Source organism: Klebsiella sp. 141162 (genome assembly GCF_050600755.1).
GTDB classification, from domain to species: Bacteria; Pseudomonadota; Gammaproteobacteria; order Enterobacterales; family Enterobacteriaceae; genus Klebsiella; species Klebsiella aerogenes.
This window is the reverse complement of sequence record NZ_JAQIRI010000001.1, coordinates 1,406,385-1,423,894: the sequence shown is the minus strand read 5'-3', so window position 1 is coordinate 1,423,894 and position 17,510 is coordinate 1,406,385. Positions and strand designations below refer to the sequence as shown.

Below are 17,510 nucleotides of genomic sequence, written 5' to 3'. Positions count from 1 at the left end.
CGCGGTAAAGGAAAATCGTATCGTCATCTGTTGGTATAGCGCGCTGGCTGGATAAATCATTGCGGCCAATCAATGAGTTGCCTAATCTTAGTGGATACCCGCGTTCAGGAGAGAATGATGACGGACAATAATCCCTTTTTACACGTCAGCCTACTGCCGTACCAGGCGCCGCATTTTGATTTGATTGCAGATAGCCATTATCGCCCGGCTTTTGATGAAGGCGTTCGGCGCCAGCGCGAGGAGATTGCGGCAATCGTCAACAATCCGGCGCCGGCGGATTTTGACAATACCCTGGTCGCGTTGGAGCAGAGCGGCCAGCTCCTGGGCCGGGTGACCCGGGTCTTTTTCGCCATGGCCGGGGCGAATACTAATCCGCTGATACAGCAACTGGACGAACAATTCTCCGCCGAGCTCGCCGAGCTTGGCAACGATATCTGGCTCAACGATGCGCTGTACCAGCGAGTCAAACAGGTCTGGCAGCAGCGCGACGCCCTGAATCTGGATCCGGAGTCGCGGCGTCTGCTTGAGGTGAGCTGGCAGCGTTTCCAGCTGGCGGGAGCCGCGCTGGCGCAAGAGCAGAAAACCGCGCTAAAAGCATTGAATACCGAGGAGGCGTCGCTGCAAAGTCAGTTCCAGCAGCGTCTGCTGGCGGCGGTGAAGTCCGGCGGTCTGGTTGTCGATTATCAACACCAGCTCGACGGGCTGGCCGCGGATGAGATTGCCGCCGCCGCCGATGCCGCGCGCGATAAAGGCCTGCAGGACCGTTGGCTGCTGGCGCTGACCAATACCACCCAGCAACCGGCGCTACAGGCCCTTGCCGATCGCCAGACCCGGCACAATCTATTCACTGCGGGCTGGACGCGTAACCAGAAGGGCGATGCCAACGATACCCGTGAACTGGTTTTGCGGCTGGCGGAAATCCGCGCGCGTAAGGCCGCATTGCTCGGCGTCGCCGATTACGCGAGCTGGTCGATGGCTGACCAGATGGCGAAAACGCCGTCTGAGGCTTTGGCTTTTATGCGCCGCATCGCGCCGGCGGCCCGCCGTCGCGCCGAACAGGAGCTTGCCGACATCCAGCAGGTTATTGATGAAGAGGGCGGCGATTTTCAGGCTGCGGCCTGGGACTGGTTATATTACGGCGAGCAGGTGCGGCGCGCTAAATTCGCCATCGATGAAGCGCAGCTAAAACCCTATTTCGCCCTGGATCGGGTGCTGGAAGATGGCGTGTTCTGGACCGCCTCCCAACTGTTTGGCATTCGTTTTGTCGAACGTTTTGATATTCCGCTTTACCATCCCGATGTACGGGTATGGGAAATCTTTGATGCCAACGGCGAAGGAATGGCGCTGTTTTACGGCGACTACTTCTCGCGTGACAGCAAAAGCGGCGGCGCCTGGATGGATGTGTTTGTCGAGCAATCGACGCTGCGTGCCCAGCGTCCGGTGATTTACAACGTTTGCAACTACCAGAAACCAAAAGCCGGCGGCTGCGCGCTGCTGTCGTGGGATGACGTCATCACGCTGTTCCACGAATTTGGCCATGCGCTGCACGGCCTGTTCGCTAACCAGCGCTATGCGAGTCTTTCAGGCACCAATACGCCGCGTGATTTCGTGGAATTCCCGTCGCAGATTTATGAACATTGGGCCAGCGAGCCGCAGGTCTTCGCCCATTATGCGAAGCACTACCAGACCGGCGAAGCCATGCCCGATGATCTGCGCGACAGCATGTTCCGCGCCTCAACGTTCAATAAGGGTTATGACATGAGCGAACTGCTGGCGGCGGCGCTGCTGGACATGCGCTGGCACAGCGTCACCCCGCAGGCGCTGCCGCAGGATGTCGATGCTTTTGAACAGCAATCGCTGCGCGAGGAGCAGATGGATCTGGCGGCAGTTCCGCCGCGCTATCGCAGCAGCTATTTCTCGCATATTTTCGGCGGCGGTTATGCGGCGGGCTACTATGCCTATTTGTGGACGCAAATGCTCGCCGACGATGGTTATCAGTGGTTTGTCGAGCAGGGGGGATTAACCCGGGAAAACGGCCAGCGCTTCCGCGAGGCGATTTTGTCGCGCGGTAACAGCTGCGATCTCGAAGCGCTGTATCGCGACTGGCGTGGGCACGATCCGCTGATCGAGCCGATGTTGAAAAATCGCGGCTTGTAGATACTGTGCTATTCGTCGCCGCCCGGTTTTATCCCCCGAGGCGGCGCATCGCGTCTTGTCCGGCTACCAAATACCGCGGCATCCCACTGTAACCAATGTACATTTTGCGACCATTCTCAACGCCCTGAGCAACAAATAAGAGTTGTTAAGATTCACAATTCCACTTTTTTCCTTCATCATTTGTCGGCCTTTACTACTAATAATGCGTGCTTACAAAGTGCAATTCGTTTTTTTTTATACTCCAGGCCGCTATGAACTATAAAAAAGTACATACGACGATGTTTTTTCCTGCGGCGCTTCAGCGTGTCCAGGGACTTGTTCAATGACATTTTTGACCCCACTCGGGAGGAACACAGTGCACCCGTTAATTAAGGTCATGCTGGTTGGCGGCAAAGCAGATGGTCTGCTGGTTAGCGTCGCCGACACCGCGACGGAAGTTTCCGTCACTCCTGCGCAGTACGGCGCGCCATCCGGACAGCCGTTGAACTACCGGGTCGTGTCGCAGGTTATTGATGATGAACGCCTGTTTTTCGGCGTCTTTAGTGATTCACATCTGGATGCCGATAAACTCGCCAGAGTCGCGCTAACGCGCGGGATGAAAAAATCGCTCAGTTGAGCATCGGCGCGCCTGAGGACAGGTATGATTAACCGCATTCGTATTAACAATTTCCGTTCCGTCAGGGCGATTGAACTGGAACTCGGGCCGCTGAATATCGTGTTTGGCCCTAACGGTTGCGGAAAATCGAACATCTACAAAGCGATTCACCTGTTAACCGCCTCGGCCAGCGGCCAGTTTTCCAGCTATGTCAGCGAGGAGGGTGGGCTTGAGAATATCATGTGGTCGGGGAAACAGGCGCCGACCGACCGCCACCCACGGCGTCTGCAAATCGCCTGCCTGACCGACGAATTTGAATACGAATTGCAGGTCGGGTTTCCGGAAAAACTGCCGTACCCAACGCAATTCATGCTTGACCCGATCGTTAAAGAAGAGAATATCTGGCTATCGGGTTTTAACCGCCGGCCATCGTCACGGGTACTGCAGCGGAAAAACCAGGCGGCGTTTCTGATTGATGTCAATGGCGAAAAAAGTACCTTCACCGATACTATTTACGAAAACGAGTCTATTTTCGGCCAGCTAGGCGAACCGCATCGTTTCCCGGAAGTGTCGCGCGTGCGGGAGACCATGCGCCGCTGGCGTTTTTACCATGAGTTTGCCATCGGCAGGCTTTCACCGCTCCGCCAGCCGACGGTCGGCTACCGTTCACCGGTGCTCGATAGCGATGGCGGCAATCTGGCGGCGGCCTTTCAGACTATCGTCGAAATCGGCGCTGAGGAGTTGCTGCACGAAATCCTCGGCGAAGCGTTCCCCGACTGTACCTTTTTCTGCGAGAACGACAACTCGCGTTTCGTGATGAAGATGCGCCGGGAGGGGATTTATCGGCCGCTGCTGGCGGCGGAGATGTCTGACGGCACCCTGCGTTTTTTGTGCCTGGCGGTCGCGTTACTCAGCCCACGGCCACCGGCGTTTCTCGCCATTAATGAGCCGGAAAACAGCCTGCATCGCCAGATGTTCCCGGCGCTGGCGCGTCTGATTGTCGAAGCGTCACGCTATAGCCAGATCTGGCTTACCAGCCACTCGGCAGAACTGGCGCAATTGATCTCAGCGCGAGCGGAGTGCCGCCTCTACGAACTGGAGAATAGCGGCGGGCAAACGCAAATCAAAGCGGCGTCTCCGTCATCCGTGACGGAAGGATAATCTCAGGACGCATTGTTATACTCTGCTGTAGGCAGCAGTGTCTTACTACCTTTTAAGGTAAATAGCGATATCAGGGTAAAGCTCAGGGTGATTGAGCCGAGGATCAGGTAGGCCTGGTGAAAACCTACGGTGTCGTACATCCGTCCCACCCAAGCCGAAAGCACTACCCCGGAAAGCTGTTTCGACAGGTTAAAGCCGATTAAAAATAGGGTGGCGGAAAGCTTAGGGTTAAATGCGGAAGAAATATATTTGAAAGTGCCGACCAGCAGGAATGGTAATTCAAACATGTGCAGCATTTTTAAAATGACCACTTCCACCGCCGAAGTCGCAAAAGAAGATCCGAGGATGCGCATCGACATAATTATGCCGGCGGTCAGCAGGGCGTTTTTCGCGCCGATGCGGTTAATAATTGCCGGGGCGCAGAACATAATCAGCGCGTTGAGTAATTCACCGCCGGTGGTGACAAAGCCGAAGACCTCGGTCCCACGCTGCGGCGTGGCGAAAAAGCCTTTAAAAAAGTTAGCGAACTGTTGGTCGAAAACGTCATAGACGCTGGCGACGCCTACCACATAAATAATAAATCCCCAGAAGCGCGGCATTCGCAGCAGTTCGGCCGCCGTACGCAGTGAAAAGGCCTGGCGGTTGGCGCCGATGGCGTCGATAACCTGCGCGCTGCTGCTGGCCTCCGGGCGCGATAGCCATAACAACACGCCAAGCACCAGCGCAAAACCGGAGGCTATCCAGAAGGTAATGTTAGGGTCGATACCGAACAAGATGCCGGTAATTGACGCGCACAGCGCCCAGCCGACGCAGCCGGAGACGCGTACTTTGCCGTATTCAAAACGGTTGGCGCGGCTGACGCGTTCAATATAGGCCTCGACCGCGCCGGAACCGCTGGAAAACACCACGCCTAAATAAATTCCTCCCACCAGCGCGCCGGCGATAATGTTCATTTGCAGCAGCGGCGAGAAGACAAAAATAAAGAACGGGGCGAACAAAATAAGCAGTACGGTAATGGTCCACAGCAGATGTTTACGCAGCCCGAGCTTATCGGAAATCAGACCAAACACCGGTTGGAATATTATCGCGAACAGCGAAATGGAGGAGAAAACAATCCCCGTTTCGGTTTTCGTTAAATGATTTACTTCCGCCAGCCACACCGGAAAAAAGGGAAAGTAAGCCGACATAATGAAATAGTAAAAGAAAAAGAACAGCATGAAATAGATAAAATTATGCCGTTCGCGGGGCGTGAGTTCAGAGAGTTTCATATCTTATTATACCTGTGCGGTGGGGGCCGAAGCCCCCGTTATTATTGACAATGAAGCGTAACCTGATAGTGCCATTTGGCCTCGAGCAGCAGCCACTGTGACAGAACGCTTGGTGTCCAGGAATCATCGCCGCCAACGCCCATATGCTGGCCGTCGAGCGTGATCCAGACGCCTTTTTCCGGCGTCATACGATGCCAGTGATCGGTCGTCATCAGCTGTTCCGTACTGTACGGCTGCACCGAGAAGTGGAACTGGCCTGCGACGTGCCAGCATCCCCAGTCCAGCGCTTTGCAATCGCAGCGCAGACCGTTTTCGCTGGGGAAGATATAGGGCGTACTCATCTCGCAAAGCGGCTGTTGCCAGCGCGAAAAACAGGCGCTGCTTTTGCGATCCGGATAGTTTTCGTGCGGCCCTAATCCCAACCAGCTGACTTCGGCATGTTGATCGGCGACCTGGAAGCGCAGCCCGACGCGCGCCAGCGGCGGTAACGTTGCGGCACGTTCGCCATCAACGGTGATCTGGAGCCCGCCGTCGGCCGTGAAGGTCATGCGCCAGTGGCTGGCAATGACCGTCTCCTCGCCGCGCAGATAGTGCCAGTGGCTATCAACGATCACCTCCCGCGCCAGCTGCTGCGCCTCGCATTTCACGCAGCGGGTCGTCAACGAATACAGACCGGCGCTCTTCCAGCGCTCGACCCAGGCGTTCGGATCGATACGTTCGACTTCGCTGACGCCAATATCATTGTCCAGCGGCGCACGGATAAACTGATCCGCCAGCGGGGTCAGCAACTGCTGTTTGCCCGCGGCATACCATTCGCTTAAACGTCCGCTCTGACGATCGATAATCCAGCGCTGGGATCCGACGCTGACCTGATAGAGCGTGGGTTCGATCGTCAGGACCGGCGCCGGGCCTTCGGCGGACGTCTCAGATAGCGCCAGCGGCGCGGCAAGCGCTAGCTGCTGCCAGGCGACGCGGTGACCGGGCTCAGACCATGACGTCGCCTGCGGCTGGATCACTTCGAGCTGCAGCCAGACATCACGGGCGCCGCGCGGCAGGGCCAGGCAGTCGCTAAGAATCAATTCCGCCCGTCCTTGCGGCTGCAGCGCCAGCGCTAAGTCGCCGCTGGCTATCGTTTCTCCCGCGCACTGAACCTGCCAGCGCAGCATTTCGTTATCGGTGACGCGGAACAGATATTCGCTGGTGATAGCAATCCGCAGCGGACTTTGCTCCAGCAAGGCGAACTGGAAATACTGTTGCGCATGTTTGGCCTCGATGAGCGAAGGATGGGCGCGCCGGTCGGGGAATACCAGGCCATTCATGCAGAACTGCCGGTCGTTAGGTTTATCGCCGAAATCGCCGCCATAGGCCCAGCCGACGCTACCATCCGGGAACGTTTTCTCGATTGCCTGGTCGGCCCAATCCCAGATAAAACCGCCCTGCAGGCGAGGATAGTCGCGGAAAGCCTGCCAGTAATCGGCGAAATTCCCCAGGCTATTGCCCATCGCGTGGGCGTATTCGCAGAGGATCAGCGGGCGTTGTTCGCCGGGCATCCCGATCCACTTCTTGATCGACCATTTGGGTACCGCCGGGAACGGCTGGTCGCGCTCGACGCGGGCGTACATCGGGCAGATAATATCGGTGGCGCTGCTGTCGGCGCCGCCGCCTTCATACTGTACCGGACGCGAAGGGTCGTTATGCTTCAACCACTGGTACATGGCCTGATGGTTGTCGCCGCAGCCGGACTCATTACCCAGCGACCAGATAATGATCGAGGGATGATTGCGGTTGCTCTGCACCATACGGGTGACGCGCGCGCTGTAAGCGGCAAGCCAGGCCGGATCGTCAGACAGCCGATTCATCGGTACCATGCCGTGAGTTTCGATATTGGCTTCGTCCACCACGTACAGGCCGTAGCGGTTGCATAGCTCGTACCAGCGCGGGGCGTTGGGGTAGTGCGAACAGCGCACGGCGTTGAAATTGTTCTGCTTCATCAGCAGAATGTCCTGCACCATATCCTCTTCGTTGACCACCTGGCCGCGCTGATGATGATGTTCGTGGCGGTTGACGCCGCGAATCAATAGCGGCTTGCCGTTGAGCAACAGTAGCCCGTCGCGGATTTCTACCTGGCGAAAACCAATATCCCAGCCTTCCGCTTCAAGCAACGTCTCGCCGCGCCATAGCGATACCACCGCGCGGTAACAATGCGGCTGCTCGGCGCTCCACAGCCGCGGGCGCTCAATATCGAGATTGACAATTGCCCGCTCGCCGTAGCTGCCGCGTTCATCGATAATCGGCGTACCCAGCGGCTGGCGCTGGCTGGCAAGGCGCGTTTTGCCATCCCACAGCGCGACGTCAATTTCCAGCGCCGCCAGCGCTTCAGGCGCGGCCTCGACGCTAAGCTTGACCTGCAATTGCGCGTCGCGATATAGAGCATCGAGCTGCGGGGTTAATTGCACATCGCTGAGGCGGACCTGCGGTTTATGCAGTAACCACACCGAACGGAAGATACCGCTCATGCGCCACATATCCTGATCTTCAAGCCAGCTGCCCGCGCTCCAGCGCATCACCATCACGCACAGGCGGTTGGCGCCTTGCTGCAGAAACGGGCTTAAATCAAAGGCGGCGGGCAGACGGCTATCCTGGGAGTAGCCGACCCACTCGCCGTTGCACCACAGATGAAACGCGGAGTTAACGCCGTCAAAGATAATTTGCGTTTGCCCTTCGACCCGCCACGCCTCATCGACGGTCAACTGTAGCGAATAGCAGCCGGTAGGGTTGTCTTCGGGCACCCGCGGCGGCACGGTATCAATCGGATAGCGGACGTTGCTGTAAATCGGCGCGTCATAGCCCTCCATTTGCCAGTTTGAAGGCACCGGCGTCGGGCGGCTGTCGGGCAGGTCATGCTGCAGCCAGTTGGCATCCACCTGAAACGGACTACGGGCATAGGAAAATTGCCATTCGCCGTCCAGCTGACGGCGGCGGTCGGAAGGGCGGTTGTCGCGCGCCGCATCGGCATCGCGCCAGCTGGCAAAAGAGGGATGGGCGGGCAGGCGGTTGAGGTGAGTGATAGTCTGGTTTTGCCAGTCCTCGCGGGCCAGAACTTCGTGAAAAGCGGGGCCGCGAGCGGCGCCTGAATCATATCGTTGCATACGCATACCTGACGGATAATGGTAATAAATGTTATTCGCTAAACAATCTCATCGGGTTATCGGGTATTTTCCACAGACCCGCAATGTTGGCGAAAATGAAACCCATTCACGATCACGAATCACGGCGCAAATAGCAGATTTTTGTCGTAAGGAAGACATAAAATGTTAGCGTAAGACATTACGCCGTTTTCACTGACAGGAGTACGCGATGCAGCGCCGTTCAGCCACTTTAGAAGATGTCGCCCGCGAGGCGGGCGTTTCGCAGCAGACGGTGTCGCGGGTGGTGAATAACCCACAGATTGTGGCGCAGCGCACCCGTGAAAAGGTGCTGCGCGCGATGCAGACGCTGCACTATGTACCTAACCGTTCGGCACAGCTATTGGCGGGCAAAGCGGCGGCATCGATAGGGCTTATCACCGCGTCGTTGACCTTACACGCGCCGTCGCAAATTGCCGCGGCGGTGAAAAGGTATGCCGGTGAGCAGGGGCTGGAGGTCGCCATCGCCATGCCGGCGCAAAGTGATTACCCGGCGCTGCAGGCGCGGCTGGATGAGTTTCGCGCCCAGCATATTCGAGGCGCCATTATCAGCCTGCCGCTGGAGAGCAGCGTCGCCGAACGGCTGGCGGCGGAAAATACGGATATCGCCTGTTTGTTTCTCGATGTCTCGCCGGAGACAGATGTCTCCTGCGTGCGTTTCGATCATCGCGATGGCTGCGGCGCCTGCGTGCGCCACCTTTGGGAATTAGGTCACCGAGAGTTTGGCCTGTTGGCCGGGCCGGAAAGCTCGGTGTCGGCGCGGATGCGCCTCGGCAGCTGGCGCGAGACGCTGCACCGGCTTGGGGTCAGTCAATCGATCACGGTGTTCGGCGACTGGAGCGCCGCCAGCGGCTGGCAAAAAACCTTCGAGTTGCTGCATAAAAACCCGAAATTAAGCGCGATCGTGGTCGCCAACGATCAGATGGCACTCGGGGTGCTAAGCGCGCTGGCGCAGCTTAATCGACGCGGCAGCCAGGCGATTTCGGTGACCGGTTATGACGATACGGCCGATAGCCTTTACTTTCAGCCGCCGCTTACCACCGTCGCCCAGGATTTTGATCTGTTAGGCCGCCGGGCGGTGGAATTACTGATGCAGCAGATGGCGGCGCCGACCGGCCGCCTGCGCGAACTGCTGCCGGCGCGGCTGGTGGTACGTCAGTCGACCTGGCCGCTCGCGACGCAGGATAATACCGCGCCGCTGATCGCGGAACTTAAAGCGCTGGTGGAGAAGCTATGAGTACGTCTGCGGTTTAAGATTTATTGAACAAGGGCGTGCTAGCCTGCGAGTCAGACGTAGGAAGTCCCGACGCACTCCTACGAAAACGCTAAATACAATCTACGATCTATCCATGCAAGCATTTATTCACCGCCAGTCACATGGCGGTTTTTTTTTGCCTATTCACCCCTGGCTCGTCGCTGGCGATTTTATTATCTTCTGCTGATTGCCGATAATTTGCGCTGATAACAGCATAAACGCATTGTTTTTCATGGCGTGGGTCTCGGCGCTTCCCTGGGCCGTATTTTTTAAGCCAGCATAAAATGCGGATAGCTATTGGGATGGAAAAAACGGCCAGGGCTAACCATACTGATGACATTGCGACAGGAGGTGGTGCTTTCAATGAACGATGATTTTCAGGCGATTAAGAACGAATTTGCTAAATGCGCCGATGCGGCGCAAGGGACCGCGGTGGCTTTCGCCATGTATGAAGATTTAGCCCGACGGCTGGCGAATTACTTTCATAACCTCGATCAGCTCAACAAACGACGTTTTCTGCTGAAGCTGCAAGAGGGGGAACGCGAAATTGGTACCCAGGGCAGCTATGACTGGTATGGGGCGCTGACGCGCTTTTCATCGGCTGCTCATTAATCCCGCCATCTGATTTTTTCGCTTTATTGCAATGAGGCTTTATGAAATTCCCAGGCGTACCGGAAAATGAAGAAGAAAGACTGAAATCGCTGTATCTGGCGGACCTGCTCGATACCCGTGATGATGAGCGTTTCGAACGCCTCACCCGGCTGGCTAAAAGAATTTTTCAGGTGCCGGTGGTACTCATCAGCCTGCTCGACCGTGAACGGCAGTGGCTGCTCGCCTGTCAGGGGTTGGGGATTCGCCAGACCCGGCGCGATATCTCTTTTTGCGCCCACGCCATCTTGCAGGACGGCGCATTCATCGTTAACGATGCGGTCAATGACGATCGTTTTTATGATAACCCGTTGGTGACGGGCGAACCCTATATCCGCTTCTACGCGGGCTATCCTGTCCATCTGCCCGATGGCGCCGTGGCCGGCACGCTATGCCTGATTCATACCACACCGCGCGAGTTTAACGATGAAGAGATCGCCGTCCTCAAGGATCTGGCGTATATCGTCGAGGATGAGTTCCAGGTGATTGGCATGGCGATGACCGACAGTCTGACCGGCATCGCTAACCGGCGCGGCTTTTACCGTATCGGCGATAAACGTTTCCGTACGCTTACTAGCAACGCAACGCCATTTAGCCTGGTCTTTTTTGATCTCGATAAATTCAAACCCATTAACGATCTGTGGGGGCATGCGGAGGGGGACGAGGTGCTAAAAACCTTCGCGGCGTTTCTGGCGCAACATCTGCTGCCAGGCGAGGTTGTCGGCCGTTTAGGCGGCGATGAGTTCGCCGCCATCATTACCCGCAACGGGCGTGCCGACACATTCTTGCAAAAGCTGCGTGAGAGTGTCGATCATTACAACCAGACGTCAGGAAAACCCTATAACATTAATTACTCTTACGGCGAGCTACAGAGCGATGTCAGTCGTTATCCTACGCTCGGGGATATGCTCAAACAAAGCGATGAAGTGATGTATTCGCGCAAGCGCAGAAAGACCTTATAAGCGGCAGTAAACAGGCGGTGGGGATGATGTGCCAGGCGTTCAAAGAAGTGACTTAACGCAGAACGCCCCCTGGTGCAACAGCAGCAGGGGGCGCTTACGGGTGGGGATTATCGTCGTTCATCAGTCATCCCATTTGTGGCTTAGATACGCGGCCAGAAAACCAAAGAACAGGATGGTTCCCAGTACGGCCATGAAAACATGCATATTTCCCAGCATGATCTACCTCCATCTTATTTATGCGCTAATGTTGTCCTCATTGAACAGGGTTTACGGTTGTTGAATAGATAATATCCTGGTCAATCTAAACAAAAGATTAACCAGAATAGCGTTATGTTTATGAAATAAATTAACGCATCAGATGGCGCGTTCGAGCACAAATAAATAGGCTTCGCGCGACCAGAACAGGGCGCTGCGGCGGCGTTCGACCGCCATGGTTTTGACTTCCCAGCCCTGCTGCGTGTACTCAGTGAGGAACCGGCTCATTTTATCGGGATCGGCTTTCGCTTCGCCAAAAAACATACTGCCCAGCAGCCCCTCTTTATAGATAACGACGCGACACTCTTTTTTCATCAGCTTAATCCTTGCAGGTGTAATTCAACGACGTGAATTATTGTCGCTGGCCATCTTAATATTACTACTGACGGGGGAAAACTTTTTTCGATATTGCAGCGGACTCACGGCGAAATGCTGGCGAAAGTGGTGACGTAGCGTACTGGCATTAGCGAAACCGCAGATTTCGGCGATTCTGTCGATGCTGAGACGGCTATCGGTGAGCTGCTGGCGGGCGCGAAGCAACCGCTCATCAAGCAGCCAGCGGGCCGGCGATTTACCGGTCGCCTGCTGAAAACGACGCAAGAAAGTGCGCGGGCTCATATCCATTCGCTGCGCCAGCGAGGCAAGGGTATGGCTCTCAGCGAGATGCTGATGCAGATAATCAAATAGCTGGCCGAGGCGCTGGCTTTCACGCGCTGTTGCTACCGGGCGGATCACCTGCTGCGCCTGCCCGCCGTCGCGGTGCGGCGACACCACCAGCCGCCGGGCGACGATGTTCGCCGCTTCGTGACCGAAATCTTCGCGCACCAGATGCAGACAAAGATCGATGCCCGCGGCGCTGCCGGCGGAGGTCATCAGCCGCGCATCGCCGACGTACAGCACGTCTTCCACCACTTCAATCAACGGAAAACGCTCCTGCAGCCGGGCAGTATAACGCCAATGGGTGGTGGCCTGCCGGCCGTTGAGCAATCCGGCGGCGGCGAGCACAAATACCCCGGAACAGATAGAGACGATTCTGCAGCCGCGCGCATACGCTGCCGCCAGCGCCTGGCACAGCGCCTGAGGAACCTCGCTTTCTATGCCTCGCCAGCCGGGGACGACGATGGTGTCCGCTTCGTTAAGCAGCGCCAGCCCGCCGTCGCTGACGATACGAATACCGCCGGTGGCGCGAAGCTCGCCATCATCGACGGCGGCGACCGCGAACCGATACCAGCTATCGCCCATTTCAGGGCGCGGGAGACCAAAAATCTCGACCGCCACGCCGAACTCGAAGGTACACAGGCCGTCATAGGCCAGAACGACGACTTTTGGTGGTGACAGTGTCACATTGTTGGTTGTCAGGATTTCAGCGTTTTCTGTCATCAATGGGGGCGGTGGTCTAGGTCGGGTGGTAGTTAAAGTAGTGTTACCACAGACAAGGAGAATACGCCATGAGTGTTGTAAGCCAATTTACGCCAGCCGCCCCGGCCGATGCCGCTGCCTGGTTTGCCCATAAACTGAGTGTCGAAACCGACTGCGCCGATGTCCATCACGCTTTGCAGCGCGGTGAACAGGACTTTGTGCTGCTGCATGTGATAGGCAGTCATGATGTTTTCGCCCGTCGCCACCTGCCTGGCGCGCTGCATCTTCCGCATCGCGAGATCAATGCCGCGCGAATGGCGCAGTGGCCCGCGGAAACGCTGTTTGTCGTGTATTGCGCCGGGCCGCACTGCAACGGCGCGGATATTGCCGCGTTAAAGCTGGCGCAGCTTGGCCGACCGGTAAAAATGATGCTCGGCGGCCTGACCGGTTGGGCGGATGAGGGGTTCGCATTTAGCGTCAGCGAAACGAGCAACATGAAATAAATTCAACAGCCATGAATTTTTCTCGTTTGCCGATGCTCTCTCCGCATGACAGTATCTGGACATATAGACATCCAGAAGTCTAAAAATTCAAATAATGAATTATCACGGCGGGCAACTACCTGCCTGCCGTTAAGGAGAGAACATGCAACGTCACCAGGCCCCGTTCCGCGCAGATATTGTCGGCAGTTTTTTACGTCCTAACGCCATTAAGCAGGCGCGCCTGCAGCTGGCGGAAGGCAATATTGATGCCGGCCATCTGCGTGAAATTGAGAATGAAGCCATCCGCCAACTGGTTCAGCAGCAGTGCGATTGCGGCCTGCACGTGGTGACCGACGGTGAGTTCCGGCGCGCGTGGTGGCACTTCGACTTCTTCGACGGTCTGGAAGGCGTTGAACGTTACGATTCAGAGAAAGGTATTCAGTTCAACGGCGTACAGACCAAAGCGCACGGCGTGCGCGTGACCGGTAAACTGGGCTTCGGCAACCATCCAATGCTGGAAGATTTCCGCTTTTTGAAAAGCGTCAGCGGCAATGCGCAGCCGAAAATGACCATCCCCAGCCCCAGCGTGCTGCACTTCCGCGGCGGGCGTAAAGATATCGATAGCACGGTATACCCGGACCTGGCTGAATACTTCGACGATCTAGCAACCACCTGGCGTGATGCGATCCGCGCTTTCTATGACGCTGGCTGCCGTTATCTGCAGCTTGATGATACCGTCTGGGCCTATTTATGTTCAGACGAACAACGCCAGCAGGTACGCGAGCGCGGTGACGATCCGGACGAACTGGCGCGTACCTATGCCCGGGTACTGAATAAAGCCCTTGAAGGGAAGCCGCAGGATCTCACCGTCGGCTTGCACGTCTGTCGCGGTAACTTCCGCTCGACCTGGATTTCAGAAGGCGGCTACGAGCCCGTGGCGGAGATCCTCTTCGGCGGCGTCAACATCGACGCGTTTTTCCTTGAATACGACAACGATCGTTCCGGCGATTTTGCCCCGCTGCGCTTTATTCGTCCAGGGCATCAGCAGGTGGTGCTTGGGCTGATCACCACCAAAAACGGCGAACTGGAAAATCCGGAAGGCGTGAAGGCGCGCCTGCAGGAGGCGGCGCAGTATGTACCGCTGGAGCAGATTTGCTTGAGCCCGCAGTGCGGCTTTGCCTCCACAGAAGAGGGCAATTCGTTAAGCGAGGCCCAGCAGTGGGATAAAGTGCGGCTGGTCACTGGGATCGCCGCCCAGGTCTGGTAACAAGATAGCCCGCATTAAGCGGGCTTTTTCTATTTACGCAGCAGGCGCTGCAGTCGCGCCTGCCGCCACTGGCGGATCCACCCGGCAAAGACAAACAGACGTAATCCCCGCAGCAGCAATAACGCGCCCCAGATGATTGCCACCCACACTGACCAGTAGACGTCCGGTTGGGTGAAATGATTAATCACCAGCAACAAAACGCAAACCGTGACCGCCACGCTCAGCGAGCGAAAAAAACGGCTCTCCTGATGCAGGCGGCTTTTCGCTTCTTCGATACGTAAATCGAGCGATGCTTCGTGACCGACGGGAGCATCGTCGCTGAGCTCGGCCACATTTATCTCAAACACCGCCGCCAGAGCGCTCAGGGTTTCTAACCCCGGGCGATCGCCGTTTTCGATCCGCTGGATAGTGCGAACGCTGACGCCAGCCAGTTCGGCAAGTTGTTCCTGGGACCAGGCGCGCTGCAGACGTAATTGCTTTACTCGGGTACTGCTGTTCATGGTGTTAATCTCCGGATGGGAACCTGAGACCAGTGTGATTTTTTAACCTGCCGGGCGCCACGACGGGCACCCGACAGAGAGGCGACAGCAACCCGACAGCCGCATGACGCCTGGGTTTACGCCTGTACGGTTTGCCAGGGACGCACATTCATGCCGCGGAAAATCATCAGCCAGGCGGCGACGATCGCCAGCATTAAGATGAAGAATAGCGACCAGTGCGGCAGATGGGTGAGGATTATCCCGGTCAGCATCGGGTTGAACGCCGCGCCTAACCAGCCTAACGACTGGGCGGAAAAATAGCTGGCTTTCATACCGGGTGGGGCAATCTGATCGATCAACATATATTCGCCCGGCGCATAAATAACTTCGCCAAGGGTAAAGATAGCGGCGGAAATGCCCCACATCAGCAGATTATTACCGGAGAGGATAAAACCGCCGAGACCCAACACATAGCACAGGGTGCCGAAGGTCATCAGCGGGCGGATGTTTCGCGCCGAAAGCCGTCGCCCGACGGCATATTGCAACGCGACCACTACCGCGGCGTTGACCGGCAGCACTACCGCGACCACTTTTTCCGCGAAGTCGCTGGTGCCTGCGGCGAGTACATACTGCGAAATACAGGAGGCAAATGAGCCGCCGACAAACGATGCCAGTAAGCCGGAAAAAGTAAACCACAGCAAGGCGCGATCGCGCAAAAGCACCGACGGCGTCCACTGCGGCGCGGTACCTTCCACGCTAACGGCAGAGGTACGTTCGACGAAGATCTGGATAAACACCAGCGGGAAGGCGGCACACAGCGCGGCCAGCCAGAAAGGCAGGTTAATGCTCTGCATCACCAGTAGGGTGCCAATTGGCGGCCCAACGGTCCAGCCGATATTGAGGAAGGTATAGTTGAGCGAAAAGATGCGCGCCTTTTTCTCCGGCGTCAGCACATCGGCAAACCAGGCTTTCAGCACGGTAGAAAAAACCGAATAAGCGCAGTTGATCAATGAGAAAAAGAATACCACCAGCGCCACGCTATTGACCGCGGGGATGGCGATAAAGCCAGCGATAAACGCCACGATGGCGATCAGCATATAGCGTTTTTTGTCGAACTTATCGGCAAGAATACCGAAGCCCATGCTGAAGATAACGCCGACGACCAGCGCGACGGAGAGCGCATAGCCGATGACGTCGACTTCCAGCTGAAAACGGCGGGTGAGATAAATCGTCATAAAAGGAAGCGTTGCGCCGCGGCCGATGGTTAACAGCAACGACGACGCCAGTAGCGCTACCGTTGAGCGCCTGATGGTGGTTGTCATTTTTTCCTTGCCCGATGTTGTGTTTTATTTTTGTTGTGCCCGATCACAAATAGCATGCTAACTGAGCCTTGTATAGCGGGCTCTATGTCGGAAAGTGCCTTCAGCACCTGCTAAAAATAATGATCTGTTCGAGCGGCGGGAATTTGGTTACTTTGACCTTGGTCATCGTTGACCAGAAAGACAGAGGCATCGTATGACGCGCAGAGATGGACTGCTGGCAATGCTGGTAGTGGTGGTGTGGGGGCTTAATTTTGTGGTGATTAAGCTCGGGTTGCACAATATGCCGCCGCTGATGCTGGCGGGGTTACGTTTTTTACTGGTGGCGTTTCCGGCGCTACTGTTCGTTGCGCGGCCCAAAATACCGCTGCGCCTGCTGCTGGGCTACGGCCTGACCATCAGTTTCGGCCAGTTCGCCTTTTTATTCTGCGCGATTAACCTCGGTATGCCAGCCGGTTTGGCATCTCTGGTACTGCAGGCTCAGGCCTTTTTCACTATCGTGCTGGGCGCTTTTGTCTTTGGCGAGCGGTTACAGGGAAAGCAGGTCGCCGGTATCGCGCTGGCTATTTTTGGCGTATTGGTACTGGTTGAGGCCAGCCTCGGCGGCCAGCACGTGCCGCTGGTCGGCTTTATGCTGACTCTGGCGGCGGCGTTCAGCTGGGCCTGCGGCAACATTTTCAACAAGAAAATTATGTCTCATCAACATAAGCCGCCGATTATGTCGCTGGTGGTGTGGAGCGCGTTGATTCCGGTGTTACCGTTCATGCTGGCGTCTGGCATTATTGATGGCCCGCAGGCGATGGCGGCAAGCCTGGTTAATATCGACGCCACGACCGTGCTGTCGCTGATGTATCTGGCGTTTGTCGCCACCATCGTTGGTTACGGTATCTGGGGGGCGCTGCTCGGGCGTTATGAAACCTGGCGGGTGGCGCCGCTGTCGCTGTTGGTGCCGGTAGTCGGGATGGCGAGCGCGGCTCTGCTGCTTGGCGAACGGCTCAATGGCCTACAGCTGTTGGGGGCGGCGCTGATTATGGGCGGGCTCTATATTAACGTGTTCGGTCTGCGGCTTGCGCGCCGCGGCGCAGCGCGGTAATGACCGTCCCGACGAAGCCGGGATA

At 56.7% G+C, this 17,510-nt stretch carries 16 protein-coding genes; 9 read left to right on the top strand and 7 right to left on the bottom strand.

The genetic code is table 11. The features are described from left to right. Window positions 1-117 precede the first annotated feature (117 nt). The 3 genes from dcp to PGR23_RS06735 all read left to right on the top strand — a co-directional run bounded on the left by dcp (window position 118) and on the right by PGR23_RS06735 (window position 3,913). Window positions 118-2,157 carry a peptidyl-dipeptidase Dcp gene (dcp, locus tag PGR23_RS06745; RefSeq protein WP_045394597.1) on the top strand — a complete coding sequence of 680 codons (2,040 nt, stop codon included), beginning with the start codon at window positions 118-120 and terminating at the stop codon, window positions 2,155-2,157. Window positions 2,158-2,512: 355 nt separating this feature from the next. Next, window positions 2,513-2,773 (top strand): hypothetical protein, encoded by a 261-nt coding sequence (locus PGR23_RS06740; protein WP_045394594.1) that lies wholly within the window; start codon window positions 2,513-2,515, stop codon window positions 2,771-2,773. Between the two features lie 24 nt (window positions 2,774-2,797). Then, a complete protein-coding gene (locus PGR23_RS06735) occupies window positions 2,798-3,913 on the top strand; it encodes an AAA family ATPase (protein ID WP_315710317.1) in 1,116 nt (371 codons plus the stop codon). Window positions 3,914-3,915: 2 nt separating this feature from the next. On the opposite strand, the gene PGR23_RS06730 is transcribed toward PGR23_RS06735, so the two are convergent. Further along, window positions 3,916-5,181 carry an MFS transporter gene (locus tag PGR23_RS06730; protein ID WP_045394589.1) on the bottom strand — a complete coding sequence of 422 codons (1,266 nt, stop codon included), beginning with the start codon at window positions 5,179-5,181 and terminating at the stop codon, window positions 3,916-3,918. Between the two features lie 41 nt (window positions 5,182-5,222). Next, the gene (locus PGR23_RS06725; protein ID WP_396279728.1) at window positions 5,223-8,330 is read right to left on the bottom strand and encodes a beta-galactosidase; all 3,108 of its coding nucleotides are present in this window, start codon (window positions 8,328-8,330) and stop codon (window positions 5,223-5,225) included. A 208-nt stretch (window positions 8,331-8,538) separates the two neighbouring features. On the opposite strand from PGR23_RS06725, the gene PGR23_RS06720 reads away from it, so the two are divergent. From PGR23_RS06720 to PGR23_RS06710, 3 genes are all read left to right on the top strand, one after another. Next, a complete protein-coding gene (locus tag PGR23_RS06720) occupies window positions 8,539-9,603 on the top strand; it encodes a LacI family DNA-binding transcriptional regulator (protein ID WP_047067385.1) in 1,065 nt (354 codons plus the stop codon). Between the two features lie 381 nt (window positions 9,604-9,984). Further along, window positions 9,985-10,233: a hypothetical protein gene (locus tag PGR23_RS06715; protein ID WP_396279727.1), complete on the top strand. Its 249-nt coding sequence runs from the start codon at window positions 9,985-9,987 to the stop codon at window positions 10,231-10,233. Between the two features lie 41 nt (window positions 10,234-10,274). Beyond that, window positions 10,275-11,231 (top strand): sensor domain-containing diguanylate cyclase, encoded by a 957-nt coding sequence (locus tag PGR23_RS06710; RefSeq protein WP_045394581.1) that lies wholly within the window; start codon window positions 10,275-10,277, stop codon window positions 11,229-11,231. 120 nt (window positions 11,232-11,351) lie between these two features. On the opposite strand, the gene mgtS is transcribed toward PGR23_RS06710, so the two are convergent. The 3 genes from mgtS to ftrA form a co-directional block, all read right to left on the bottom strand. Beyond that, window positions 11,352-11,447: a protein MgtS gene (gene mgtS / locus PGR23_RS06705; protein ID WP_004102377.1), complete on the bottom strand. Its 96-nt coding sequence runs from the start codon at window positions 11,445-11,447 to the stop codon at window positions 11,352-11,354. A 138-nt stretch (window positions 11,448-11,585) separates the two neighbouring features. Beyond that, window positions 11,586-11,801, bottom strand: a complete 216-nt coding sequence (locus PGR23_RS06700) for a DUF4177 domain-containing protein (RefSeq protein WP_015366741.1) — start codon at window positions 11,799-11,801, stop codon at window positions 11,586-11,588. Between the two features lie 24 nt (window positions 11,802-11,825). Next, complete coding sequence (gene ftrA, locus PGR23_RS06695) at window positions 11,826-12,866, bottom strand: transcriptional regulator FtrA (protein ID WP_047079239.1); 1,041 nt, start codon at window positions 12,864-12,866, stop codon at window positions 11,826-11,828. A 68-nt stretch (window positions 12,867-12,934) separates the two neighbouring features. On the opposite strand from ftrA, the gene PGR23_RS06690 reads away from it, so the two are divergent. Both PGR23_RS06690 and PGR23_RS06685 read left to right on the top strand, forming a co-directional pair. Further along, on the top strand, window positions 12,935-13,348 hold the full coding sequence (locus PGR23_RS06690; RefSeq protein WP_063415213.1) for a rhodanese-like domain-containing protein: 414 nt from the start codon (window positions 12,935-12,937) through the stop codon (window positions 13,346-13,348). Between the two features lie 142 nt (window positions 13,349-13,490). Further along, entirely contained in the window at window positions 13,491-14,594 is a 1,104-nt protein-coding gene (locus tag PGR23_RS06685) for a cobalamin-independent methionine synthase II family protein (RefSeq protein ID WP_015366738.1), read from the top strand. A 29-nt stretch (window positions 14,595-14,623) separates the two neighbouring features. On the opposite strand, the gene PGR23_RS06680 is transcribed toward PGR23_RS06685, so the two are convergent. Then, a complete protein-coding gene (locus tag PGR23_RS06680; RefSeq protein ID WP_047048101.1) occupies window positions 14,624-15,094 on the bottom strand; it encodes a helix-turn-helix domain-containing protein in 471 nt (156 codons plus the stop codon). Window positions 15,095-15,210: 116 nt separating this feature from the next. Next, window positions 15,211-16,395, bottom strand: a complete 1,185-nt coding sequence (ydeE, locus tag PGR23_RS06675; protein WP_045394569.1) for an efflux MFS transporter YdeE — start codon at window positions 16,393-16,395, stop codon at window positions 15,211-15,213. A 193-nt stretch (window positions 16,396-16,588) separates the two neighbouring features. Between ydeE and eamA the strand changes: the two genes are divergently transcribed. Further along, on the top strand, window positions 16,589-17,485 hold the full coding sequence (gene eamA, locus PGR23_RS06670; protein WP_213797265.1) for an O-acetylserine/cysteine exporter: 897 nt from the start codon (window positions 16,589-16,591) through the stop codon (window positions 17,483-17,485). The last annotated feature ends 25 nt before the right edge of the window (window positions 17,486-17,510 follow it).